We start from the raw sequence: 22410 nt of genomic DNA, 5'->3' as shown, positions 1-22410 counted from the left end.
TCGCCACGCGCTGTGGGTTAGCTTAGGCTCTCCTTAGTTGAGGCAAGCTAAGGAGAGTCATTCATGTCCTGGTCCCGTACGAAGGTCGCCCGAGGCATCGCCGGTGCGGTCAGCGCCGTGCTGCTCGCCACGACCTCGCTGGCCGCCTGTGGCAGCGACGGCGACACGAAGGCCGAAACGTCGGGCGGTACGGCGTCCTCCGGGTTCCCGGTGACGCTGAAGAACACGTTCGGCGAGACGACGATCGAGAAGAAGCCGGAGCGGATCGTCACGCTCGGCTGGAACGCCCAGGACGTGGTCTATGCGCTCGGCGAAACCCCGGTCGGGATGCCGAAGGTCACCTACGGCCAGACCGCCGACGGCGTCACCGCGTGGGACGCCGAGAAGTTCGACAAGTCCAGGACGACGTTGCTCGACACGGGTGACAAGTACCCGTTCGAGCAGATCGCGGCACTGAAGCCGGACGTCATCCTGGCCCCGTACGAGGGGTTCGACGAGGCGACGTACAAGACCCTGAGCGGGATCGCGCCGACCGTCGCGTACCCGGGGGCGCCGTGGCAGACCACCTGGCAGGACCAGACGCTGCTGGTCGGTGAGGCGCTCGGTCAGAAGGCCGGCGCGGAGAAGCTGATCGCCGGCATCCAGGACAAGATCAAGCAGGTCGCCACCGAGCACCCGGAGTTCAAGAACAAGACCATCACGGTCGGTTCGTTCGGTGCGGAGAACTACATCTACATGCCTGGTGACCCGCGAGTGCAGATCCTGAACGAGATGGGCTTCAAGAACGCGCCGGGCGTGGAGGCGCTGGAGAAGACCAACACGAAGAAGGAGTTCTCGCTGACGGTCAGCAAGGAGAAGGTCGCCGACGTGGACTCCGACGTACTGATCGCGTACGTCGACGGCATCGGCACCCAGAAGTTCCTGGCCGACCCGGTCTACTCGTCGCTGAAGGCGGTCAAGGGCGGCGGGGCCTACCCGCTGCAGGACCAGCAGGTGATCTCCGGGATGAGCGCGGTCAGCGTGCTGAGCGTCCCGTGGGTGCTGGACAAGGTGATCCCGGGCCTGTCGAAGGCGGCCGCGGCCGGCAAGGGCTGAGAGCAGGTACGGCGAGCCTCGGCCACCGGCTCGCCGTACCAAGCAGAACGGGCCGTCCCGCGCCGGGGCGGCCCGTTCTGTCGCGCGCGAGGACTACTCGGCCGCGGTCGGCGGCGAGTAGTGGTCGTCGGTGAGGACCGGGATGTAGGCGGAGATCGGGGCCGCGTGGCCGAAGCTGATCGTCACGTTGACCATCTGGCCCGGCTTCGCGCCGGTCACGACGACCGCGGGACCGTTGTCCTCCGCGCCCGGGGTCGAGGCCGACGGGGTCTCGGTCGGGGTGTCGGTGGGGGTCGTGGTCGGGGTCGGACTCGGTGAGGTCGATGCGCCCGTGGACTCGGCCGAGCCGGTGCCGGGCAGCATCAGCGCCGTGTGTGGCGCCAGCTCGACCGGGTCGCTCAGGCCCTCGAACTTGACCGTGCCGGGATCCGGCTGGTCGCCGCCGGCCTGACCGTCCTGCGTCCCGGGCGGGGCCTGCGTGATGCCGACCAGGGTGTCGGCCACGTCGCCGTCGTTGACGATCACGCTGTGCAGCTCGCCCTTGCCGTCGGCGTCGGCCAGCACCAGCATGTTGCGGACCTTGATCTGGCCGGAGTCGGCGTTCGTGCCCTCGGCGGCCTGGTACGGCTGGAGGGTCGGCGCATTGAAGCTCGCGCTGCACGCCGCCAGCGCGATACTGAGAGTGGCGGCGGCACCCGCCAGCGCGGTGCGCCGGGCGAACCGCGAGGACAACGTGATCGGCACTGGAATCCCTCTCGTGCAAGCTGAATCGAGGTGGTCTGCGACAACTGTGGACACCGTCAGGCGGCCGCCTCCGGCGCCCCACAGCGTAGCCCTCGGTCGCCGGTGACCCGACGCCGGGATGCCCCGGCCGGGACCTAGCGGTGCTCCCGGACCGGTGCCCGGAGCAAAGGCCCACGCGCGCACGAGGCACGCCAACGAGCGTTTGTCAAGGCAGGAAGTGGGCCCTGACCAGCGCAAACGTCCCGACCGGACCATGAGCCACGTGGTAGTATTGATCTCGGAAAGGGGCATTTCACACATGACTTTCACAGTCGGCGAGACGGTTGTATACCCCAATCACGGAGCGGCCGTCATCGAGGACATCGAGACCCGTCAGATCAAAGGTGAGGACAAGACCTATCTGGTCTTGAGGATCGTCGCTCAGAACGACCTGGTCGTCCGGGTCCCCGCGTGCAACCTCGATCTCGTCGGCGTGCGTGACGTCGTGGATCAGGCCGGCCTGGAGCGCGTCTTCGACGTGCTGCGTGCACCGCACACGGAGGAGCCGACCAACTGGTCGCGACGTTACAAGGCGAACCTGGAGAAGCTGCACTCGGGTGACGTGCTGAAGGTGGCGGAGGTCGTCCGCGACCTGTGGCGCCGGGAACGTGATCGCGGTCTGTCCGCCGGTGAGAAGCGGATGCTGGCGAAGGCTCGCCAGATCCTGGTCTCCGAGCTGGCCCTGGCCGAGCACACCAACGAGGACAAGGCCGAGGCCATCCTCGACGAGGTCCTCGCTTCGTAGTTCGGTCGAACACCAACCGAAGTAGTCCTGGATGAGTACTGCGGTCGTGATTCCGGCGGCCGGACTGGGGCTGCGGCTCGGGGGCGAAACCCCGAAGGCATTTCGAGAGGTCGGTGGCGACTCGCTGCTGGTCCACGCGGTGCGTGGACTGCGGGCAGCGACCGCCGCCGACCTCGTCTTTTTCGTGGTCGCCGTCCCGCCCGGTTCCGAGGAGACGGTGACCAAGGAACTCGAGCCGTACGTCGGTGACGTGCGCCTGCTCGTGGTCGCGGGCGGGGCCGAACGCCCCGACTCGGTCCGGGCGGCGCTGGACGCGGTCCCGGTGGACGGCGTCGACTGCATTCTCGTGCACGACGCGGCCCGGGCGTTCGTCCCGGCGGACGCCATCGAGCGGGTGGTGGACGCGGTGCGGGCCGGCGCCGAGGCCGTCGTACCCGTGGTGCCGGTGACGGACACCATCAAGCGGGTCGGGCCGGGTGGCGAGGTGGTCGAGACGCCGGACCGGTCGACGCTGGTCGCGGTGCAGACGCCGCAGGGGTTCGCTCCTGAGGTGCTGCGACGGGCGCATGCCGCGGGTGCGGACGCCGGCGTGACCGATGACGCGATGATGTGCGAGCGGCTCGGGGTGACTGTGCGGACCGTCGAGGGGTCTGTGGACGCGTTCAAGGTGACTCGCCCTCAGGACCTGTTGCTGGCCGAGGCGTTGCTGGCGGAGAGGCGGACCTCGTGAAGCTTCCCCGGGTGGGCAACGGGATTGACGTCCATCCGCTGGAGGCCGGCCGGCCGATGTGGCTGGCGGGTCTGCACTGGCCGGACGAACCGGCGGGGCTGTCCGGACACTCGGACGGCGACGCGGCGGCCCATGCCATCTGTACGGCGCTGCTCACCGCCGCGAAGCTGGGCGATCTCGGGTCGAACTTCGGGACGGCCGAACCCGAATGGGCCGGAGCCGCCGGGACCGCGCTGGTGAGCGAGGCCGCGCGGCGAGTCCGGGCCGCCGGTTTCGAGATCGGCAACGTCACCGTTCAGATCGTCTGCAACCGGCCCCGGATCGGCACCCGGCGCGCCGAGGCCGAGAAGGTGCTCTCCGCCGCCTGCGACGCCGAGGTGTCCGTCAGCGCCGCCACCACCGACGGACTCGGCTTCCCCGGCCGCGCCGAAGGCATCGTCGCGCTGGCGACAGCTCTTATCTACTGACCGGCTCCGTCGAGAACCGGGCAGCGCGTGGGTCCAGTTCGTTGCCCGTCGGCTGGGTGAGCAGGGCGTAGAGCTTGGGGCGGCGGCCGCGGAGCCAGCGGCGGCCCGTTGCCAGCGGCACCAGATCGAGGTCGAGGTCGGCGACAACCACGGCCTCGTCCGGAATGGGCGTCTCGGCAACGATCCTGCCGTACGGGTCGAGGATCATCGCGTTCCCGGTCCGCAGTTCGTCGTCGTCGCGCCCGACACCGTTGCTGAACAACACGAACAGCCCGTTGTCGTGGGCCCGCGCCGGCAGCCAGCGCAGCAGCCAGCCACGCCCGGAAGGCCCGTTGAACGCTGCCTCGACGGCCCGCGGATCGGACTCGCGCTGCTCCCAGACCCGCAACGGGATCGGCTTCATCCCGTGCGGACTGCGGGAGTTCGTGCCGCCGGTCTGGTGCGGCGCGATCAGCACCGTTGCGCCCAGCAACGCGGTGATCCGGACGTTCTCGACGAGGTTGTTGTCCCAGCAGATCAGCACCCCGGCCCGGACCCCCCACGGCGTGTCGAACACCGTGTACGACGATCCGCTCGCGATCGCCTCGTGCTCGAAGGCATGCAGCTTGCGGTGCACGTGGACGCGGCCGTCGGGCATGCAGACGGCGTACGAGTTGAAGAGGGTGCCGTCCGCGCTCTCCAGGAAGCCGACGCCGAGGCCGGCGCCGAGTTCCTTGGCGAGGGTGAGGATGTGGGTGACCAACGGTCCGTCGGCCGGCTCGGCGAGTTCGTGCAGCCGCTCGGGGGTGTGGCGGCGGAGATGCCAGTAGCCGAGCAGGCACAGCTCCGGGAACACCACCAGCCGGGCGCCGTCGGCGACCGCTTGCCGGGCCAGTCGTTCGACGGTGGCGAGATTGGCGGCGGGCTGGTCAGGAGCGGCCTCGAACTGGACAACGGCTGCGCGGAAGGTCGTCATACCTCCATCGAAACGCTGCCCCATCGATGACGTCCAATAGCAGTTGTCGGGGTTTCCATATCCTGGGGTTATGGATCTCCGTCTGCTGCGGGCGTTCGTCACGGTGGCCAGGCTGCGGAACTTCGGTGCCGCGGCGGTGGAGTTGTCGACCAGTCAGCCGGCGCTGACCAAGCAGATCCAGGTGCTGGAGCGCCGGGTCGGCGCGGTGCTGTTCAGCCGGGGTCGCAACGGTGCCCGATTGACCCCGGCCGGGGAGCTGCTGCTTCCTGACGCTCTGGAGTTGCTCGCCCGGTCCGAGGCCTTCGAACGGCGGGCCGCGCAGGTCGCGTCCGGGGCGGAAGGATCGCTGGCGATCGGGTTCGGGCTGTCCGGGATCGAGCTGGCGCCCCGGGCGGTGGCGCTGTTCCGGAACCGATGGCCGAGAGTGACGATCTCGCTGACGGACCTGCCGTCGTCGGTGCAGTCCGAGCGGCTCCTGGCCGGCAGTCTGCAGATCGGATTCGTGCGCCTCCCGGTCCCCGCCGGGCTCGAGCACCTTCGGTTACGGCGGGACCGCCTGGCGCTCGCCGTACCGGCCGATCAGGGGCTGCCGCGGGACCTGGTCAGCTGGATCGACGCGCGGCCGCTGATCCGCCTGACCCCACGACGCGGCCCGGGGCTGAGCGCGCAGATCAACAGCCTGTACGCCGAACTCGGTTGCCACCCGCAAGTACTCCAGGAGGCCGACGACCTGCAGACCGTGCTCGCCCTGACCGCGGCGGGTGCCGGGCCGGCCGTCGTACCGGAGTCGGCCCAACGGATCGCGCCGCCCGAGGTCCGTCTGGTCCCGCTGCCCGGTCGTGCGGCGACCTGGTGGACCGGCGCCGCGTGGGCGACCAGGACGCCGCTGACGGAACGGTTCGTCAAAGCCGCGGTCGAGGTGGCGCGCTCAGGACACTAAGGTCCCGAGGAGAACCCGGGATTGACGACCTGCTTGACGTGGCCGTTGAGCTTGCGCCGGTGCAGGGCCGCGGCGACCACAATGGCGGCCGCACCGAGCAGGCAGAGGATGCCCACGACCAGATCGACCTGCTCGTGGGCCTGACCGACGAACTGCGCCTGCAGGATGCCGTGCGGGTCGACGATCACCTGCACCCGGCCGCCTGGGAACTGATGCAGGTGGTCGGTGGTGAAGTCGTAGTGCCGGCCGTTCGGGCAGTCGACCGTGAAGTCCGAGACGCCGTACGAGTGGTAGTCGCGCACCGTACAGGTGAGCGTCTGGCCGACGTGCGCGAGCCCGACCGGCGTCGGCGTCATGAAGAACGGTACGGCGGCCAGTCCGCTGGCGAGCGCGCCGAGATAGCCGTAGTACCCGCCGCCGAGGATCGCGATGCCGAAGGTGAAGAACGCGACGCCGAGGACCATCACCAGTACGGCGAACACGGTGGAGTGCGGCGGGAACGTGGCGAGCAGACCGGCGACCACGAACAACGACGTACCGAAGGCGATGTAGCGCCACATCGGCCCGTGCGGCGACCCGCGCCGCCGGAGTGGCTTCCCGGCGACGATCGCGATCGCGAGGATCACCGCGACTCCGAGGAAGAACTCCAGCGGCACGTACTTCATCAGCGCCGCCTGGGCAGGGGCGGGAGCTCGTAGGAGTCCAGCCAGGACGCGAAGAGGTGCCGGAGCGCCTCCTCGTCGGGGCTGAAGCTGGCTGCCAGCGCGATGAAGTCGGCGGTCGTGACCGAGCCGTGGCGATGGTTCTTGGTCCAGGTCCGCAGCAGCTCGAAGAACGTTTCGTCACCGAGATGCCTGCGCAGGACGTGCAAGGTGATCGCGCCGCGCTTGTACAGCCGGTCGTCGAACATCAGCTCCGGACCGGGGTCCGAGAGCAGCAGGTCCTGCTGGAGGCCGCGCAGCCGGGTGTGGGCCTTCGTTGCCTGCTGGTCGGCGGTGAGGCCACCGGACTGCTCCGACCATAGCCACTCGGCGTAGCAGGCGAAGCCCTCGTTGAGCCAGATGTGCCGCCAGCTCGCCGGGGTCAGGCTGTTGCCGAACCATTGGTGCGCGAGCTCGTGTGCGACCAGCCGCTCCGATCCGCGCCGGCCGTCGACGTGGTTGCTGCCGAACACCGAGATGCCCTGCGCCTCGAGCGGGATCTCCAGCGGATCGTCGGTCACCACGACCGTGTACCCACCGAACGGATACGGCCCGAACTGCCGGCAGAACAGCTTCATCATGTCCTGCTGCCGCCCGAAGTCGTGCCGGAACGCCCGAACCTGGGCAGTCGGGAGGACACCCCGGATCGACACCGGTGCGGCGGCCAGGTCGACCTCGTCGTACCGCCCGATCTGCACGGTCGCGAGGTACGTCGCCATCGGCGCGGCCTGGTCGAACACCCAGGTCGTGCGGCTCGCCTTCACCCGGCGCGACACCAGCCGCCCGTTCGCGACCACCTGGTACGGCGAGTCGGTGGTGATCGAGATCCGGTAGTGCGCCTTGTCGCCGGGCTCGTCGTTGCACGGGAACCAGGTGGCCGCGCCGCTCGGCTGACTGGCCACGATCACGCCCTCGGTGAGCTCTTCCCAGCCGAGCTCGCCCCACGGGCTGTCCTCGGGGCGCGGGTTCCCGTTGTACTGGACGTCGACCGAGAACTCGGCGCCGTCCGGGATGTCCGCGGTGATGTAGAGCTTGCCGGAGCGGTGACTGTAGCGGCGCGGGCGGCGGCCGTTCACCGATACCTTCGTGACCCGCAGGCCGTTCAGGTCGAGGCTGAACCGGGACAGCGCCTCGGTGGCGAAGGCGGTGATCGTCGCCTTGCCGCTCAGCCGGTTGCTGTTGACCCGGTAGTCGAGCTCGAGATCGTACGACTCGACCTTGTAGCCGGTGTTTCCGTGGGTGGGCACATACGGGTCAACCATCAGCCCTGCCAGGGACCGATCGGGTTACCTGCCCAGCGCGTCCCGGCCGGTACACCTTCCCCACGCATCACGAGCGACACCGGCCCGATGGTAGCTCCTGCGCCGACGGCGGCGGCCGGCAGGACGATTCCGTGGGGCCCGAGGGTCGCTCCGGGTTCGAAGGTGACTGTGTTCATGGAGAGAACTCGATCATGAAAAAGGTGCGTCTGCAGCACACAACCGCGATTCACCGTGGCGCCGTCGCCCAGGGTGACCAGATCCGCCTCCGGCAACCAGTACGTTTCGCACCAGACACCCTTGCCGATCTTCGCCCCGAGTGACCTGAGCCACAGGTTGAGCACCGGCGTGCCGGCGGCGGCGTTCGCGAACCAGGGGGCGGCGACCAGCTCGACGAAGCTGTCGACGACCTCGTTGCGCCAGACGAACGAGCTCCACAGCGGGTACTCGACCGCGCGGGTGCGGCCGACGATCGCCCACTTGGCGATCGTGGCGAGCCCGCCGGCGACCGCGCCGGCGGCCAGGATCACGGCGCCGGACAGCAGCACGGTCGGCACCGGGCCGAGCCAGATGTCGAGCGCCTGCAGCGCGAACAGCACGCCGAGTGCGATCAGCACCGTGCACATCATGGGCACGAACCGGCACAGCTCGACCAGTGCGCGGGCGACCTTCAGCTTGAACGGCGGGTTGAAGGTCCGGCTCTGGTCACCCGAGACGGCCTGGCGGCGCAGTTTCACCGGCGGCGCCCCGAGCCACGACGTACCGGCCTTGGACTTCTTCGGGGCCGCGGAGAGCACGGCGACCAGGCCGTTCTTCGGGACCGAGCGGCCGGGCGCGGTCATCCCGGAGTTGCCGAGGAAGGCCCGCTTGCCGACCTTCGCGCCGGCCACGTGCAGCCAGCCGCCGCCGAGCTCGTACGACGCGATCATCGTGTCGTCGGCGAGGAACGCGCCCTCGCCGACCGTGGTCATCTTCGGCAGCAGCAGCACGGTCGACGCCTCGACGTCGCGGCCGATCTTCGCGCCCAGCGCCCGTAGCCACCACGGCGTCAGCAGGCTCGCGTACAGCGGGAACAACAGCGTGCGGGCCGAGTCGAGCAGTCGCTCGGTCGCCCACACCTGCCACCCGATTCGGCTCCGGACCGGGTAGTGGCCGGGCTTGATCCCGATCCCGAGCAGCCGTACGCCGAGCAGCGTGAGGACGGCGATCGTCGCGAAGCCGACCAGCGTCATCAGCGGGATCGCGGCCAGCGCCTTCAGCGCGGCGTCACCGAGCGTCTCGGTGCCCTGCACCGCCTGACCGAGGACGACGAAGGCTGCCGCGGCGCCGGCGACCGGGATCAGCGACATCAGCGCGGACTGGGCACCGTACGCCGCCACCCACCAGGGGGCCCGCTCCGGACGATTCTCCGGCCACGGGTGCCGCGCGCGGCCGATCCGGGCCGCCGGAGAGCCGGACCAGCGCTCGCTCTCGGGGACCTTGCCGGAGACCGCGGAACCGGCCATGATCTCGGCGTTCCGGCCGATCTCCGTCCCGGGCAGCAGGGTACTGCGGGAGCCGACGACCGCCTCGGCGCCGACGGTGATCGAGCCGACGTGCAGCAGGTCGCCGTCGATCCAGTAGCCGGCCAGGTCGACCTCGGGCTCGATCGAGGCACCACGGCCCATCGTGAGCAGGCCGGTGACCGGCGGGAGCGTGTGCAGGTCGACGCCGCGGCCGATCTTCGCGCCGAGTGCGCGGGCGTAGTACGCGATCCAGGGTGCGCCCGCGAGGTTGGCGGCGCCGGCCGCGTCGGCGAGGTTCTCGGCGGCCCACAGCCGGACGTGGACCGTGCCGCCGCGGGGATACGTACCGGGTTTGAGGCCGCGGAGCAGGATGCGGGCGCCGACGACGGCGATGCCCATCCGGCCGGCCGGGCTGATCAAGAGCAGCCAGCCGGCGAGGATCCACCACCACGACACGGTCCGCGCCCACGGCAGCGGGTCGATCAACTCGGCAAGCAGGTTGTTCAGCGTGAACAGGTACACCAGCCAGCGCACACCGACGACCGTCTGCAGGATCAGCGTCAGCGCGGTCTGCAGCAGTTGGGTACCGCGTGGCGTCGGGCGGATCTCGCGAATCTCGACCGGCTCCAGGGCGGCCGGGCGGAAGTCGTCGAGCCGCTCGGCCAGCGCACCGAGCCGCGGGAACTCGTAGATGTCGCCGACCGTGACCTCTGGGTACCGCTCGCGGAGCGCCGAGACCAACTGCGCCGCGGCGAGGCTGCCGCCGCCGTGCAGGAAGAAATCGTTGTCAGCGCCGGTGACCGTGGCGCCGAGAACCTTCGTCCAGCGCTCGGCCAGCCAGCCCGCGGTGCCAGTGAGCTCGGCGGCCGGGGCGTCGCTGTCCATCCCGGCCAGCGGCCAGGGCAGCGCGTTGCGGTCGACCTTGCCGGACGTCCTGGTCGGCAGGGTGTCGACGATCGCGAGCAGCGGCACGAGGGCAGCCGGCAGGGCTTCCCGGAGCCGCTCGGTGGCCTTCGCGGTGTCGAACCCGGCCGGCTCGTCCGGTACGACGTACCCGACGAGAAGCTGGTTACCCGCGGCGCTGTTGCGTACGGCGGCTGCGGCGCCGGTCACACCCGGGAGGGCCTGGAGGGCGGCGTCGACCTCGCCGAGCTCGATCCGGCGGCCACCGAGTTTGACCTGCTCGTCGGCGCGGCCCTGGAACAGCAGGCCTAGCGGGTCGGACCTGACCAGGTCGCCACTGCGGTACGCGCGTTCCCACCCGAGCGTCGGCATCGGCGCGAACTTCTCGGCGTCCTTGACCGGGTCCAGGTACCGGGCCAGGCCGACGCCGCCGATGATCAGCTCACCGATCTCGCCGGTGGCGACTTCGTTGCCTGCGGCATCTACAACGGCGAGGTCCCAGCCGTCCAGCGGAAGGCCGATCCGGACCGGTCCTTCGCCGGTGAGCTGCGCCGCGCAGGCGACGACCGTCGCCTCGGTCGGGCCGTAGGTGTTCCACACCTCGCGGCCGTCGACGGCGAGTCGCTCGGCCAGCTCGGGCGGGCAGGCCTCGCCGCCGAAGATCAGCAGGCGGACCTGGTCGAGCGCGTCCGGCGGCCAGAGCGCGGCCAGCGTCGGGACGGTCGAGACGATAGTGATGCCCTGGGCAACCAACCACGGACCGAGGTCCATGCCGGTGCGGACCAGCGAGCGCGGCGCCGGCACCAGGCAAGCGCCGTGCCGCCAGGCCAGCCACATCTCCTCACACGACGCGTCGAACGCGACCGACAGACCCGCCAGCACGCGGTCGTCGGGACCGATCGGCTCGTGCCGCAGGAACAGGCGGGCCTCGGCGTCGACGAATGCCGCGGCCGAGCGGTGCGAGACCGCGACGCCTTTCGGTACGCCGGTCGAGCCCGAGGTGAAGATGATCCACGCGTCGTCGGTGGGCTCCGGGCCGGACGTGCCACGCGGGGAGTCCGTCGTACCGGCGGAGTCCATGCGGGCGGAGTACGGGTAGTCGACGGCGCCGTTGGACGCTTCGTTGTCGGCGATCGGCGGCTGCTGCGGGCGGGTGATCGTCAGTGCGAGTTCGTCACCGACGGTCGCCGCCACCGCTGCCTCGCCGAACACCAGCTCGGCGCGCTCCTCCGGGTCGTCGGCGTCGACCGGGACGTACGCCGCGCCCGCCTGCAAGGTGCCGAGGATCGCGATGTACAGGTCGTTGTGCCCGGACGAGATCCGGACGCCGACCCGGTCGCCCGGGCCGATCCCGGCCGCCGTCAGCCGGTGCGCGAAGTTCGTCGTCCGGTCCAGCAGTTCGCGATAGCTCAGGCTGACGCTGCCGTCGTCGAGCGCCGGCTCGTCGGCGTACTTGGTAGCTGTTTCCCCCAGCACATCAACCAGCGTCCGCGCGGCCGTCGCCAAGTCCCCGCGTCGCAACGTCACGGCCGAATATTACGCCGCCCGGTTACCAACTCGATAACCCGAAACGAACAAGTGGGTCAGGCCATCAACCGTTTGCTATGTCCCAGTCTGCGGCGTGCGCGAACGTCTTGAAGGAGCGGGCGGGACGGCCGAGTGCTTGCTCGACGTCGCCGGTCGGTGCACCGGCTTCGCCATTGGCGATCGACACCAGGACGCCGGCGAGGAGTTCGGCGCCGAAGCGTGGAACCCCTTGTGCTACTTGCCGTTCGGTGTATTCGGCGGCATCGAGCGCGGCGTATTCGATCCGGCGACCGCTTGCCTCGGTGATGTGGGCCGTGGCTTCGGCGAAGGTGATGGCCTCGGGTCCGGTCAGGTCGTAGGTCCTGCCGTGGTGGGCAGCGGTCGTCAATGCGTCGGCGGCTACCGCGGCGATGTCGTCGGCGTCGATGAACGCGGTGCGGCCTTCGCCGGCGGGGAGCGCGAGGGTGCCGCTGCGGACGGCCGAACGCCACGGCCCCTCGTTGAAGTTCTGCGCGAACCAGTTGGGGTGCAGGATCGTCCACTCGGCGTTGGAATCGCGGATGAGCTGCTCGGCGGAGTGCAGTGGGTGATCGGGGTCGGCAGCGCGGGCCGCGGAGAGCAGTACGAGGCGGCGTACCCCGGAGGCCAGGGCCGTCTCGGTGAAGCGGGCCAGCCGGCCGCCCGGACGGACGGTGGGTTCCATCAGGTAGGCGGCGGTGATGCCGGTCAATGCGGGTTGCCAGGTTGCGGGGTCGTCGAGATCCAGCGGTACGTCGCTCCCGGTGCGGGACGCCGTACGGACGGAGTGGCCGGATGAACGGAGTTGGTCGGCGACGCGGCGGCCGGTGGTGCCCGTGCCGCCGAGGACCAGGTAGTTGTGCATGGAGTCCAGCAAACCCGAGCAGACCTGGACGAATCCATGGGAGATCGTCCTCGATGCCTTTGTGATCGTCTAGCCTCGGATGGGTGGACGTACTGAGCGATCTGCTGCAGCGCGCGCAGGCGACGGATGCGGTGGTCCGGCAGATGGTCGTCACCGCGCCGTGGTCGGTGACGTACGCCGACGTACCGTCGCTGTCGGTCGTCGCGACGCTCGGTGGTAGCGCGTGCCTTCGACTGGGCGACGGCGTACGGCGGACGCTTGCGGCTGGTGACATCGCGTTGATCACCGGAGTGGACAGCTACACGATCGCGGACGGTCCGGAGACGCCGGCGTACTACGTGATTCGCGATGGGCAGAAGTACACGGTCGACGGTGAGCCGGTGGCGTGGCGCGAGATGCTGGCGCCGCGGACGTACGGTGACGGACTGCCGGGAGCGACCACGATGGTGCGTGGTGCGTACGACCTGCGTGGTGAGGTCGGGCGACGGGTGCTGGCGTTACTGCCGCCGCTGGCCGTCGTGTCCGCTACACCGCGGACTCGTCCAGCGCTGGACATGCTCACGACAGAAGTTGCGCGCGAGGAGCCGGGGCAGGACGCCGTACTGCGGAGGCTGCTCGACTTCGTGCTCGTTCTCGCACTCCGCGCGTGGTGTGCGAGCCCCGATGCGAAGCTCCCGTCCTGGTACGACGCGCTCACGGCTCCCGGAGTCGGCGATGCACTCCGCCTGATCCACGAGGACCCCGCACACCGCTGGTCAGTCGCCGAGCTGGCCGCCAAGGTCGGCCTGTCCCGCGCGACCTTCGCCGCGCGCTTCACCGCCCTCGTCGGCCAGCCGCCCCTCACGTACCTGACCGCCTGGCGCATGACCCTCGCCGCCGACCTCCTCCGCACCACCACGGCCACCATCGCCGCAGTCGCCCACCAGGTCGGCTACGAAGACCCCTTCGCCTTCACCGTCGCCTTCAAACGAACCCACCACCAACCCCCGACAACCTGGCGCCGGCAGGGCTAGTGTCCTGAGGACACTAGGCGACGACGTAGAGCTCCATCACATGTTCGCGGTTGTCGGAGCCTTGGACGAAGAGCTGGGTGTAGCCGGGGGCGAGGGGGGTCGGGTCCTCGCCTGCGAAGAGTTTCTGGTTGTGTGAGGAGCGCAGGGGGAGGCGGCCGGTGACAGCGACCCACCACTGGCCGGAGCGGTAGCTGATCGCGCCGTGCATTCGGCTGACCCGTGCATCGTCCTCGCCGACGCACACGTGGACCTCGGGGCGGTTTCGTCCGAACAGAATGGTCCGGAGCGGTCCGGCGTCGACGCGGACACCACCGCCGACGGTCAGCACGAACAGCGTGCCCGGCTCGGCGTCAGGTACACCCTGGGCCAGGTTGGCCTGCCCCTGCGGGAGTTTCCGGATCGCATCCATCTCAGACCTTCGTCGGCAGATCGGTCACTTCACCAGGTCCGCCGACACCGCGAACGTGTCACAGGCCTTGTTCGCGCCGATGTTGAACCCGTTCTGGATCCAGAAGCCCTGGCTGGTCGCCAGACCGTGCGTCCGCTCGTCCTCCGGGGTGTCCGCCGACTCACCGAAGCTGTTGCTGGACTGCTCCTTGAACTCGTCCAGCCGGTCCGTCAACGGGTACGACTTCTCCACTGCCTTGCTGAACACGCCGCCGAAGCACGAGGCCTGCAGCTCGTTCCGACGGGAGCTCTCCAGCTTCTGGTCCGGATGGTCCTGGAGGTACGCCGCCCGCGCGTAGAACAGACCGGTGACGCCCTGCACGTGGTGGCCGTACTCGTGCGCGATCGTCATCAGGTACGCCAGGTCCTGCTTCGGGCCGAACGCGCGGTTCATCTGCTTCACGTCGACGTACATCACCTGGTTGCCGTAGCAGTAGAACGCCAGGACGCGGCCGGACAACGGCTGGAAGTTGCCACAGGCAGTCTGGACCGGCTTGTCGAACACCACCAGACCGGGGTCCGGCTTGTCCTGGCCGAGCTCCTTGAAGACCGGGCGCCAGGCGTCGTTCAGGCACTTGAAGAGGCGCTGGTAGTAGACCTTCTGCACCGCCAGGCTGCCGTCACCGAGGTTCGCCGCCGGGCAGTTCTCCTCGGTCAGCGGACCGGTGCGGTAGACGTCCGCGTTCAGCAGGTAGTCCTCGGCCGAGCCCTTCTCCGGGTTCGTCGACGGCGTCGGGACGATCGACGGGCCGCTGACTTCGGGGTCCGCCGTGTTCTCGCTGCTACTGCTGCCCAGCACCGTGGCCAGCACCGCGACCGACACACCGATGAAGATCAGCAGCACGAAGCCGAGCAGGATCAGGCGCAGCGGTCCGCCACGCCGGCGTGGTGGCTGGAACCCGTTGAACTGGCCCGGGCCGCCGTAGTACGGCTGGCCCCACTGGCCGCCGTACGGTGGGCCCTGCATCGGTGGGCCCTGCATCGGTGGGCCCTGCATCGGGCCGCCCTGGAACGGGGGACCTTGCTGCGGGCCCGGGCGCGGCGGGAACTGGCCCTGTTGCGGCGGCCACGGAGCGGACTGCGGTGGCGGCAGGACACCGGGCGGCGGGCCGAGCGGGCGGCCCTGTGGTTGACCCTGCTGATGGCCCAGAGGTTGGCCCTGCGGCGGGCCGCCGTAGCCGTACGGGCTGCTCACAGCTCTGGCCTCCATGATGGTCGGTCACGCGGTCGGTCGGGTTCGCAGCACGAACCGGCACGAGACTACTCTCGACCCATGTCACCGAAGCGCCGCCTCCTCCCGGCTGCCCTGCTGATGTCCCTGACCGCCCCGGTCGCCGCCCTGTTCGTTGCCCTCAGCCCGGTTTCCGCGCAGGCGGCCGGCCAGGCCGACGACCAGATCACGGCGTACTCCGCGGACGCGACGCTCACCAAGGAAGGCGCGCTCCAGGTCAAGGAGACCGTCGACCTCACCGCGGGCGGTACGACGTTCAGCCGCACGCTGGCCACGCGGGTCCGGTCCGACTCCGAGCGCGACCGCACGTACGACCTGAAGGACGTGTCCGCGACGGTGAACGGGCAGCCCGCCCAGGGCTTCCAGAACCAGAGCACCGACGACGGCCGCAAGCTGACGGTGAACGTGTCCGGTCAGTCGAAGATCGTCTACAGCTACACCGTGGACAACGTGGTCGCCGACTCGATCGAGGGCCGCGAGGTCAGCTGGCCGGTGGTCCAGGGCTTCGGCGTGTCGATCCCGAAGGCCGACCTGAGTATCAGCGTCCCGTTCGCGACCTGGGTGACCTGCTTCGCCGGCCGGACCGGTTCGAGCATGCCGTGCACGTCCTCGCAGCTGGCCGAGTCGGCGGCGCTGGAGATCCAGCAGAACGGCGTACCCGCTGGGGGCCGCGTGACGTTCCTGACCGGGCTGAGCGACCAGGCCACGGTGCAGCCGAACGCCAAGTTCGCGGACCGCTGGTCGCTCGGCCGGGCGTTCACGGTCGACTCGAGCACCGTCGGTCTGGCCGTGATCATCTTCGGCATCGGGCTGCTCGGCGCGGTCGGCCTGTGGTTCTTCCGCGGCCGGGATGCGGCGAAGACGCATGACGGCGGGCCGGAGCGCCCGGTGCTCGACGGCACCGACGGTCCGCAGTTCGCCGCACCGGACGGCATCCGGCCCGGCCAGGTCGGCACCGTGGTCGACGAGTCGGCCGACGTCGTCGACATCACCGCCACCCTGCTTGACCTTGCCGTGCGCAACTACCTGACGATCGTCGAGCAGCCCCGGGAAACGCACTTCGGCAAGCTGGATTGGGAGCTGCGGCGGCTGCACCCGGGCGGCCCGGAGCTGCTGGCCTACGAGAAGGCCCTGTTGGACGCGGTGTTCGCGGACGGCGACACCGTCCTGGTCTCCGCGCTCGGCCCGTCGCTGCGGCCGCGACTCAACCTGGTCCGAGAGCAGCTGTACGCCGACGTCGTCACGCAGGGCTGGTTCAAGAGCCGCCCGGACGCCGACCGGAACCGCTGGACCACTGCGGGTCTGGTGCTGCTCGGCGCAGGCGTCGTACTGACTGTGGTGCTGGCGATCGTCAGCAAGTTCGCTCTGGTCGGTTTCGCCGTGATGGCGGCCGGTTTGGTGCTCGCGCTCGTCGGTCAGGCCGCACCGGCGCGGACCGCTCGCGGCGCCACGGTGCTGGGCCGGGTAGCCGGCCTGCAGCACTACCTGGCGAACGAGTCCTCGGCCGACCTGCCGGAGAGCCACCGGCTCGAGTTCGCGTCCCGCTGCCTGCCGTACGCCGCTGTGCTCGGGCTGACCGAGAAGTGGGCGCTCGAGATCGCGGCGACCGATGACGACGACGACCCCGACGCCGGAATCGGCTGGTACTCCGGTCCGGAGAACTGGCACCTGTCCGACATCGGGGAGTCGCTCAGCAACTTCGTGACCGCCTTCGGCGGGTCGCTGACCACCGCCCGTCGCCTGTTCGGCTGACGGCGGCGGTCAGCGCCCTCACCGCGGTCTAGTTGACCCGGACGTCGGCCGCGGTGAAGGTGTTGCAGGAGTTCGGCTGCTTGCTGTTGAAGCCGGCGATCGACCACTGGTAGTTGCTGACCCGGTTGCCGTGGTCGTGCACCCGCGGCCGGGCGTAGTCGTCACCCGAGTGCGAGATCAGGAACTTCCAGTTGACCAGCAACGGGCCGCTCATCGGGATAGCGGCCGCGTTCGATCCCAGGTAGGCGGCGCCGAGACAGGTCGCCTGCAGTTCCCGGCGACGGCTCTCGGTGAGCTTCTGGTTCGGCGTCATGGTCGCCTGCCGGGTCATCGACGCGGCCAGGATCCCGCTGAGCTTCTGCACGTGGTGCCCGTACTCGTGGGCGAACGTGTTCAGCATGATCGCCCGCGCGTAGACCGGGTTGGACTTGTAGTACCGGTTGTCGACCGCGAACGGCAGGTAGATCGTCTCGTTCGCACCGCAGTACGCCGCGCGGACGCTGCGCTGGATACCGCACGGGGACGGCGTCTTGCCGACGTACACGACTGCCTTGGGGTTGCGGAACGGCAGCTTGACCTTCGTCAGTGCCAGCCACCAGGTGTGGTTGAGGCAGGGCAGGAGACGGGCGTAGTACTGCTGGGCCGCGGCGACCGTGACCGGCGCGAACGGAGGCTCCTTGCAGGCGGCCGCGGAGACCGGGCCGACCGTGTAGAGCTTGCTGCCCTTGACGACCTCGTCGGCCGTCGGACCGCGCGGGGCGGTCGTGGACGGGGACGCGGACGGGCTCTCCGACTGCGACGGGGACTCGGAGGCGGGCGCTGACGGGCTGTCCTTCGCCTGTGGGTCGTTGCCGCCGCCGACGCTGCGGACGATCAGCGTGACACCGGAGCCGACCACCAGGACCGCGAGCACGACCAGGCCGATCAGCAGGCCACGAGACAGTTTCTTCTGCTTGCGACGCCGGCCGCCCGGGGGCTGCGGGATCGGGATCGGTGGGTACTGCCAGGTCGGCGCCTGCTGGACCGGCTGACCCATCGGGCCGTGCTGACCCGGTCCGCCCTGACCCGGTCCGCCCTGACCCGGTCCACTCTGCTGGCCGGGGCCGTTCTGCGGGGCGGCGTGGCGGCCGGACTGCTGCTGTTGTTGCTGCGGCGGGAGGGCGTTGCTCCACGGGGAGGATTGTTGCTGTTGGCCCTGACCGGTGTTGCCCCAGAGGTAGGAGCCTTCGGAGTGCGGGCCGTTCTGCTGGCGCGGAGGCTGCTCTGGCGGCGCGGCCTGCCAGGCGCTCGACTCGGACTGCCCAGGCGCAGGAGGCGTCGGCCCACCCTGCCAAGACCCTGCCTGCTGCCCAGAACCCTGCTGGTTCGGACCAGGCTGCGCCGGACCGGACTGCCACGGGCTGGACTGACCAGTCCCGGACTGCGACGGACCGGACTGCGACGGACCGGACTGGGCGGGGCCCGATTGCCACGGGCTGGACTGACCCGGACCGGATTGTGCGGGACCGGACTGGGGCGGGCCTGGTTGCCACGGGCTGGATTGGGCAGGACCCGACTGTGTGGGCGCGGACTGCCACGAGTCCGACTGGGCAGGACCCTGCTGCGAAAGACCCTGCTGTGCTGGGCTTTGCTGTCCGCGGCCTTGCTGGGCGGGACCTGGCTGGTTGGGGGCGGAACGGGGTGTGCCGGGCTGGTTGGAACCCCACTGGGCAGGGCCGGACTGCTGCGAACCCGGCTGACCGGTGGGCCGGCTCGGGTTCGGGTTCTGAGTGGGGACGGGCTGGTCAGGGTGCTCGCGGCGGACCGGGTTCCAGCCGCCGTCGAACCAGTTGTTCGCGGGTTCCTCGGGCTGCGCCGGGTTCTGGAACTCGCGCTTGGCCTCGTTGTCGCCGGACCACCAGGACGCCTGCGGTCCGTCGCCGGCTCCCTGCCCCGCGCCACTCTGTTCCGCCCGCGGACCGGAGTCCTCCCGGGTACTGAACCAGCTACCGTGCGGCCCCTGGTTGCCGCCGGTACCACCCTGACCGGCGTTCTGACCTGTACCAGGACCGGCGGGGTCCTGTCCGGGACCGGGCTCCGGTGGGGACGACGGCTGTTGTTCAGCCGGGTCGTTCCCCGGGGGCTGGTTCCAGTTGTCCGACATCGATGCTCCTCACGACCTTGCTCGGTGTATCTCCACGCTGGTGGGGGCCCGAAGCCGCCTCCCCCTGAACATCCTGTGCAACATCTCGCGCGACATACTCTGCGCGATCCGGACCCACCAGGCTAGCTACCCCGGCCAGTCGTCTCGAACGAGATTGTTCCCGGCGCGCAGTCCACCGTCACTGCACCTTGCTCGCCGACGCCGCGAAGGTGTTGCACGCGCTCGGGTTCCGGGCGTCCCACCCGCGCATCGCCCAGTACTTGTGGATGGCCGGCGCACCGTGGTCCCGGTTCTTGTCGACGGTGTTGGCGATCAGCCAGCGCCACTGGAACAGCGACTGCCCGGTGATCGGGTACGTGCGCTTGTTCGAGCCGATGAAGATGTCCGAGAAGCACGACGCCTGCAGTTCCAGCCGCCGGCTGTCCTCCAGTTCCTTCGCGTACGTCGGCCGCTCGTACCGGATCCGCGCGTACGCCTGCAGGATCCCCATGTTGTTCTGCACGTGGTGGCCGTACTCGTGGGCGAACTGGTGCAGCATCCACATCCGCGCCCAGACCTTCTGGTAGGACTCCGAGTACCTGTTGTAGTTGCCGACGTCCTCGGTCAGGTTCATGTAGATGGTGTCGTTCGTGCCACAGAAGAACGGCGGAGCGGTGTCGTAGTGGGTGCCGCAGGGCGTCGCCACCGAGCCGCTGAAGACCAGCACGGTCGGCGCCCGGAACCGGCCACCGGCCTTGGCCACCAGCGGCGCCCACGCCTTGTTCAGGCAGCCCACCAGGTTCCGGTAGTTGGCCTTGGCGCCGGCCACGGTGCTCTGCCGGGCCTTGGACTCCTTGCAGCCCACCGGCGCCATCGCACCAGCCTTGTACAACCGGTTCTTGACCACCAGGTCGCTGTCGGACGGACCGGGGTTGGTCTTGGGCTTGGTGGTGGTGGCGGTCGTCGTCGACCGCGTCGTGGTCGGCCGCGGCGCCTGCGTGGTCGATTGCGTCGCTGTCGGCCTGCTCGTCGTCCGGGTCGGGGACGGCCCGGTCGTCGGCTCCGTCGTCGGGCTGTACGACGTGGTGGTGGTCGGCTCGGCGTACGACGGGTCGCCGTTGTGCTTCAGCGTGAAGGACACGATCTTCAGCCCGATCACGCCGACGACCAGAATGCCGAGCAGCGTGAACGCGACGATCACACCGCCGCGGCCCGTCTTCTTCGGCGGCCGCGGTCCACCTGGCGGAGCGCCCCAACCGAACTGCGGCCGGCCAGGACGCTGCCCCTGGCCCTGGAACTGCGGCCCCTGGAACTGCGGCCCGTGGAACTGCTGCCCCTGGAACTGCTGTCCCGGGAACGGCTGGCCAGGTCCTTGGAAGGGCGGTCCCTGGGGCGGTCCCGACGGGCGGCCGGGCTGCGGTTGGCCGCCGTACCCGGGTCCTTGCTGCCACGGCGGAGGCGGCTGCTGGGAGGCGGGCGGTGGGCCGGGAGGAGGGCCCCATTGGTTGCCTGACACACCCGAGACGGTACCGGAGCCCAGGCTCAACTTATTTCCGCGGGGGACGCCGACCGGGTGCCCGTTGGTGGTCTGACACTGGGCAGACGTTAGGGTGCCCGGTGTCAACCTGACCCTCTCTCTACGGTGTGATTGGGCGATGCGTCTACGTCTCCTCGGGCTATCCCTGTGTGCCCTCGGCCTGCTCGGCCTGTCCGCTGTCCCCGCGAGCGCAGTCGCCACCAGCGCTGCCGCCGACCCGGTGGTCACCAACTACGACAGTCAGGTCCGGGTCGAGCGTGACGGCCTGCTCCGGGTCGCGGAGACCTGGAAGCTCAGCAACGTGTCCGGCACCTTCACCCGGTTCGTCGTCACCCGGGACCACCTGCCCGACGACATCGACCACGTCCAGGAGATCGGCGACCTGCAGGTCAAGGCCGGCGGCCAGGACAAGAAGGCCGAGCTGAAGACCGACGGCGACGTGACGTCGATCGCGGTCCCGGACATCACCAGCGGTACGACGGAACTCGACTTCACGTACACGGTGAAGGGCGCGGTCGCCAAGACCCTGGACGGCACCGAGGTCCGGTTCGCGCCGCTGACCGGGATCAGCCTCCCGATCCAGAGTGCGAACGTGGTCTTCAGCGTCCCCGAGGTGTCGCACGTCTCCTGTGTCGCGGGTCCGATCGACAGCAACATCCCGTGCACGCTGGCGCAGATCGGTGAGACGTCCGGACCGACGTTCCAGCAGGCCAACCTGCCGCCGGGGAACACGGTGAAGATGGCGGTCGGCTTCCCGGCCGGCCAGATCGCCGCGAACTCGATCGTCGAGTACCGGCACACCTTCGCGCGGGCCTTCTCCACCGACGCGGCGCAGCTGATCACCGCACTGGCGGTGCTGCTGCTCGGTGCGATCGCGCTGCTCGTGCTGTACCGGCTGCGCGGCCGGGACCAGATCGACCCGCGGCGCGTCGTACCGGCGTCGCTGTTCAGCCTCGGCACCGACGCGCGGATCGACTTCACCCCGCCGTCCGACCTGCGGCCCGGTGAGGTGGGGACGCTGATCGACGAGCGGATCGACCCGGTCGACGTGACCGCGACGATCATCGACCTGGCCGTCCGCGGCCACATCACGATCATCGAGCTCGAGCACTCCACCGAGTACGCGCGCCCGGACTGGGAGCTGCGCCGGGTCTCGAACGCCCGGTCGGAGGAGCTGCACCGCTACGAGAACGTCCTGATCCGGGCGATCTTCGGCGACGCCGACTCGGTGCTGGTCTCCGAGCTCGGAAAGCAGGTCCGCGAGAACCTCGCCCAGGTCCAGGACGCCCTGTACGACGGTGTCGTCAAGCGCGGCTGGTTCAGCGAGCGCCCGGACCGCACTCGGTCGCTGTGGGCAACGATCGGCATCGCTACCACGGTGGTCGGCGTGGTCGCCACCGTCCTGCTCGCCCTGCTGTCGACCTGGGGTCTGCTCGGCATCGCGATCACCCTGGTCGGTGTCGGCCTGCTGATCGTCGGCCGCTACATGCCGGCGAAGGCGCCGGCCGCCGGTCGCGTCCTCGGCCAGGTCGCCGCGATCCGCGGTGAGCTGCTGGAGATGGACGTCAGCGAACTGCCGACCGACCAGCACGCCGAGCTCTGCTCCCGCGCCCTGCCGTACGCCGTCGTCCTCGGCGGCTCGGAGCGCTGGATCGACGCACTGGTGGCCACCGACACCACGCCGGACGAGGCGGACGAGGGCTTCCCGTGGTACCGCGGTCCGCGCGGCTGGCACCTGCAGTACCTGCCGGACTCGCTCCGCAACCTCACCACGAACCTGACGGGTGCGCTGTTCGCCCGCTGAGCTCTCCGAGG

General features: G+C 69.8%; 18 protein-coding genes. 8 read left to right on the top strand and 10 right to left on the bottom strand.

Going from position 1 to position 22410, the window contains the following annotated elements; all coding sequences use genetic code 11:
• Positions 1-63: 63 nt before the first annotated feature.
• Positions 64-1095: an iron-siderophore ABC transporter substrate-binding protein gene (locus ACFYRH_RS00255; RefSeq protein WP_387765644.1), complete on the top strand. Its 1032-nt coding sequence runs from the start codon at positions 64-66 to the stop codon at positions 1093-1095.
• Between the two features lie 93 nt (positions 1096-1188).
• On the opposite strand, the gene ACFYRH_RS00250 is transcribed toward ACFYRH_RS00255, so the two are convergent.
• Positions 1189-1839 carry a hypothetical protein gene (locus ACFYRH_RS00250; RefSeq protein WP_387765642.1) on the bottom strand — a complete coding sequence of 217 codons (651 nt, stop codon included), beginning with the start codon at positions 1837-1839 and terminating at the stop codon, positions 1189-1191.
• A gap of 298 nt (positions 1840-2137) precedes the next feature.
• On the opposite strand from ACFYRH_RS00250, the gene ACFYRH_RS00245 reads away from it, so the two are divergent.
• Genes ACFYRH_RS00245 through ACFYRH_RS00235 form a run of 3 tightly spaced genes read left to right on the top strand, consistent with a single transcriptional unit; the run spans position 2138 to position 3820 of the window.
• Positions 2138-2623, top strand: a complete 486-nt coding sequence (locus ACFYRH_RS00245) for a CarD family transcriptional regulator (RefSeq protein ID WP_130446326.1) — start codon at positions 2138-2140, stop codon at positions 2621-2623.
• Positions 2624-2654: 31 nt separating this feature from the next.
• Positions 2655-3353, top strand: a complete 699-nt coding sequence (gene ispD, locus ACFYRH_RS00240; RefSeq protein ID WP_387765640.1) for a 2-C-methyl-D-erythritol 4-phosphate cytidylyltransferase — start codon at positions 2655-2657, stop codon at positions 3351-3353.
• A gap of 56 nt (positions 3354-3409) precedes the next feature.
• Positions 3410-3820 (top strand): 2-C-methyl-D-erythritol 2,4-cyclodiphosphate synthase, encoded by a 411-nt coding sequence (locus ACFYRH_RS00235; protein WP_387771644.1) that lies wholly within the window; start codon positions 3410-3412, stop codon positions 3818-3820.
• Here the strand turns inward: ACFYRH_RS00235 and ACFYRH_RS00230 are convergent.
• On the bottom strand, positions 3810-4775 hold the full coding sequence (locus tag ACFYRH_RS00230; RefSeq protein ID WP_387765638.1) for a nitrilase family protein: 966 nt from the start codon (positions 4773-4775) through the stop codon (positions 3810-3812). The two genes, ACFYRH_RS00235 and ACFYRH_RS00230, sit on opposite strands and share 11 nt — an antisense overlap.
• 70 nt (positions 4776-4845) lie before the next feature.
• Here ACFYRH_RS00230 and ACFYRH_RS00225 point away from each other — a divergent pair, with 70 nt between their 5' ends.
• Positions 4846-5715: a LysR family transcriptional regulator gene (locus ACFYRH_RS00225; RefSeq protein WP_387765636.1), complete on the top strand. Its 870-nt coding sequence runs from the start codon at positions 4846-4848 to the stop codon at positions 5713-5715.
• Here the strand turns inward: ACFYRH_RS00225 and ACFYRH_RS00220 are convergent.
• The 4 genes from ACFYRH_RS00220 to ACFYRH_RS00205 form a co-directional block, all read right to left on the bottom strand.
• Positions 5712-6380 carry a hypothetical protein gene (locus tag ACFYRH_RS00220; protein WP_387765634.1) on the bottom strand — a complete coding sequence of 223 codons (669 nt, stop codon included), beginning with the start codon at positions 6378-6380 and terminating at the stop codon, positions 5712-5714. The two genes, ACFYRH_RS00225 and ACFYRH_RS00220, sit on opposite strands and share 4 nt — an antisense overlap.
• Positions 6380-7678, bottom strand: a complete 1299-nt coding sequence (locus tag ACFYRH_RS00215) for a M1 family metallopeptidase (RefSeq protein ID WP_387765632.1) — start codon at positions 7676-7678, stop codon at positions 6380-6382. The genes ACFYRH_RS00220 and ACFYRH_RS00215 overlap by 1 nt, the downstream gene beginning before the upstream one ends.
• On the bottom strand, positions 7678-11610 hold the full coding sequence (locus tag ACFYRH_RS00210) for a Pls/PosA family non-ribosomal peptide synthetase (RefSeq protein ID WP_387765630.1): 3933 nt from the start codon (positions 11608-11610) through the stop codon (positions 7678-7680). The genes ACFYRH_RS00215 and ACFYRH_RS00210 overlap by 1 nt, the downstream gene beginning before the upstream one ends.
• 64 nt (positions 11611-11674) lie before the next feature.
• A complete protein-coding gene (locus ACFYRH_RS00205) occupies positions 11675-12493 on the bottom strand; it encodes an NAD(P)H-binding protein (protein WP_387765629.1) in 819 nt (272 codons plus the stop codon).
• 83 nt (positions 12494-12576) lie between these two features.
• Between ACFYRH_RS00205 and ACFYRH_RS00200 the strand changes: the two genes are divergently transcribed.
• Positions 12577-13506: an AraC family transcriptional regulator gene (locus ACFYRH_RS00200; RefSeq protein WP_387765627.1), complete on the top strand. Its 930-nt coding sequence runs from the start codon at positions 12577-12579 to the stop codon at positions 13504-13506.
• Between the two features lie 13 nt (positions 13507-13519).
• On the opposite strand, the gene ACFYRH_RS00195 is transcribed toward ACFYRH_RS00200, so the two are convergent.
• Entirely contained in the window at positions 13520-13915 is a 396-nt protein-coding gene (locus ACFYRH_RS00195) for a hypothetical protein (RefSeq protein ID WP_387765625.1), read from the bottom strand.
• Between the two features lie 24 nt (positions 13916-13939).
• On the bottom strand, positions 13940-15148 hold the full coding sequence (locus tag ACFYRH_RS00190) for a neutral zinc metallopeptidase (protein WP_387765623.1): 1209 nt from the start codon (positions 15146-15148) through the stop codon (positions 13940-13942).
• 78 nt (positions 15149-15226) lie between these two features.
• Here ACFYRH_RS00190 and ACFYRH_RS00185 point away from each other — a divergent pair, with 78 nt between their 5' ends.
• Positions 15227-16936: a DUF2207 domain-containing protein gene (locus ACFYRH_RS00185; RefSeq protein WP_387765621.1), complete on the top strand. Its 1710-nt coding sequence runs from the start codon at positions 15227-15229 to the stop codon at positions 16934-16936.
• 28 nt (positions 16937-16964) lie between these two features.
• Here ACFYRH_RS00185 and ACFYRH_RS00180 read toward each other — a convergent pair whose 3' ends face one another.
• Positions 16965-17972, bottom strand: a complete 1008-nt coding sequence (locus tag ACFYRH_RS00180; RefSeq protein ID WP_387765619.1) for a neutral zinc metallopeptidase — start codon at positions 17970-17972, stop codon at positions 16965-16967.
• 1285 nt (positions 17973-19257) lie between these two features.
• A complete protein-coding gene (locus tag ACFYRH_RS00175) occupies positions 19258-20574 on the bottom strand; it encodes a neutral zinc metallopeptidase (RefSeq protein ID WP_387765617.1) in 1317 nt (438 codons plus the stop codon).
• Between the two features lie 139 nt (positions 20575-20713).
• Between ACFYRH_RS00175 and ACFYRH_RS00170 the strand changes: the two genes are divergently transcribed.
• Positions 20714-22399, top strand: a complete 1686-nt coding sequence (locus ACFYRH_RS00170) for a DUF2207 domain-containing protein (RefSeq protein WP_387765615.1) — start codon at positions 20714-20716, stop codon at positions 22397-22399.
• Positions 22400-22410 lie beyond the last annotated feature (11 nt).

Source organism: Kribbella sp. NPDC004875 (assembly GCF_042873375.1).
In the GTDB taxonomy this organism is placed as follows: domain Bacteria; phylum Actinomycetota; class Actinomycetes; order Propionibacteriales; family Kribbellaceae; genus Kribbella.
This window is presented reverse-complemented; position numbering and strand designations above follow the sequence as displayed.

Excerpts from the sequence above, each read along its gene's own strand:
- ACFYRH_RS00220 (WP_387765634.1), bottom strand. The coding sequence starts at position 6,380 with ATGAAGTACGTGCCGCTGGAGTTCTTCCTCGGAGTCGCGGTGATCCTC.
- ACFYRH_RS00180 (WP_387765619.1), bottom strand. The coding sequence starts at position 17,972 with ATGGGTCAGCCGGTCCAGCAGGCGCCGACCTGGCAGTACCCACCGATC.
- ACFYRH_RS00255 (WP_387765644.1), top strand. The coding sequence starts at position 64 with ATGTCCTGGTCCCGTACGAAGGTCGCCCGAGGCATCGCCGGTGCGGTC.
- ispD (WP_387765640.1), top strand. The coding sequence starts at position 2,655 with ATGAGTACTGCGGTCGTGATTCCGGCGGCCGGACTGGGGCTGCGGCTC.
- ACFYRH_RS00205 (WP_387765629.1), bottom strand. The coding sequence starts at position 12,493 with ATGCACAACTACCTGGTCCTCGGCGGCACGGGCACCACCGGCCGCCGC.
- ACFYRH_RS00195 (WP_387765625.1), bottom strand. The coding sequence starts at position 13,915 with ATGGATGCGATCCGGAAACTCCCGCAGGGGCAGGCCAACCTGGCCCAG.
- ACFYRH_RS00185 (WP_387765621.1), top strand. The coding sequence starts at position 15,227 with ATGTCACCGAAGCGCCGCCTCCTCCCGGCTGCCCTGCTGATGTCCCTG.
- ACFYRH_RS00215 (WP_387765632.1), bottom strand. The coding sequence starts at position 7,678 with ATGGTTGACCCGTATGTGCCCACCCACGGAAACACCGGCTACAAGGTC.
- ACFYRH_RS00230 (WP_387765638.1), bottom strand. The coding sequence starts at position 4,775 with ATGACGACCTTCCGCGCAGCCGTTGTCCAGTTCGAGGCCGCTCCTGAC.
- ACFYRH_RS00245 (WP_130446326.1), top strand. The coding sequence starts at position 2,138 with ATGACTTTCACAGTCGGCGAGACGGTTGTATACCCCAATCACGGAGCG.
- ACFYRH_RS00170 (WP_387765615.1), top strand. The coding sequence starts at position 20,714 with ATGCGTCTACGTCTCCTCGGGCTATCCCTGTGTGCCCTCGGCCTGCTC.
- ACFYRH_RS00235 (WP_387771644.1), top strand. The coding sequence starts at position 3,410 with ATGTGGCTGGCGGGTCTGCACTGGCCGGACGAACCGGCGGGGCTGTCC.
- ACFYRH_RS00225 (WP_387765636.1), top strand. The coding sequence starts at position 4,846 with ATGGATCTCCGTCTGCTGCGGGCGTTCGTCACGGTGGCCAGGCTGCGG.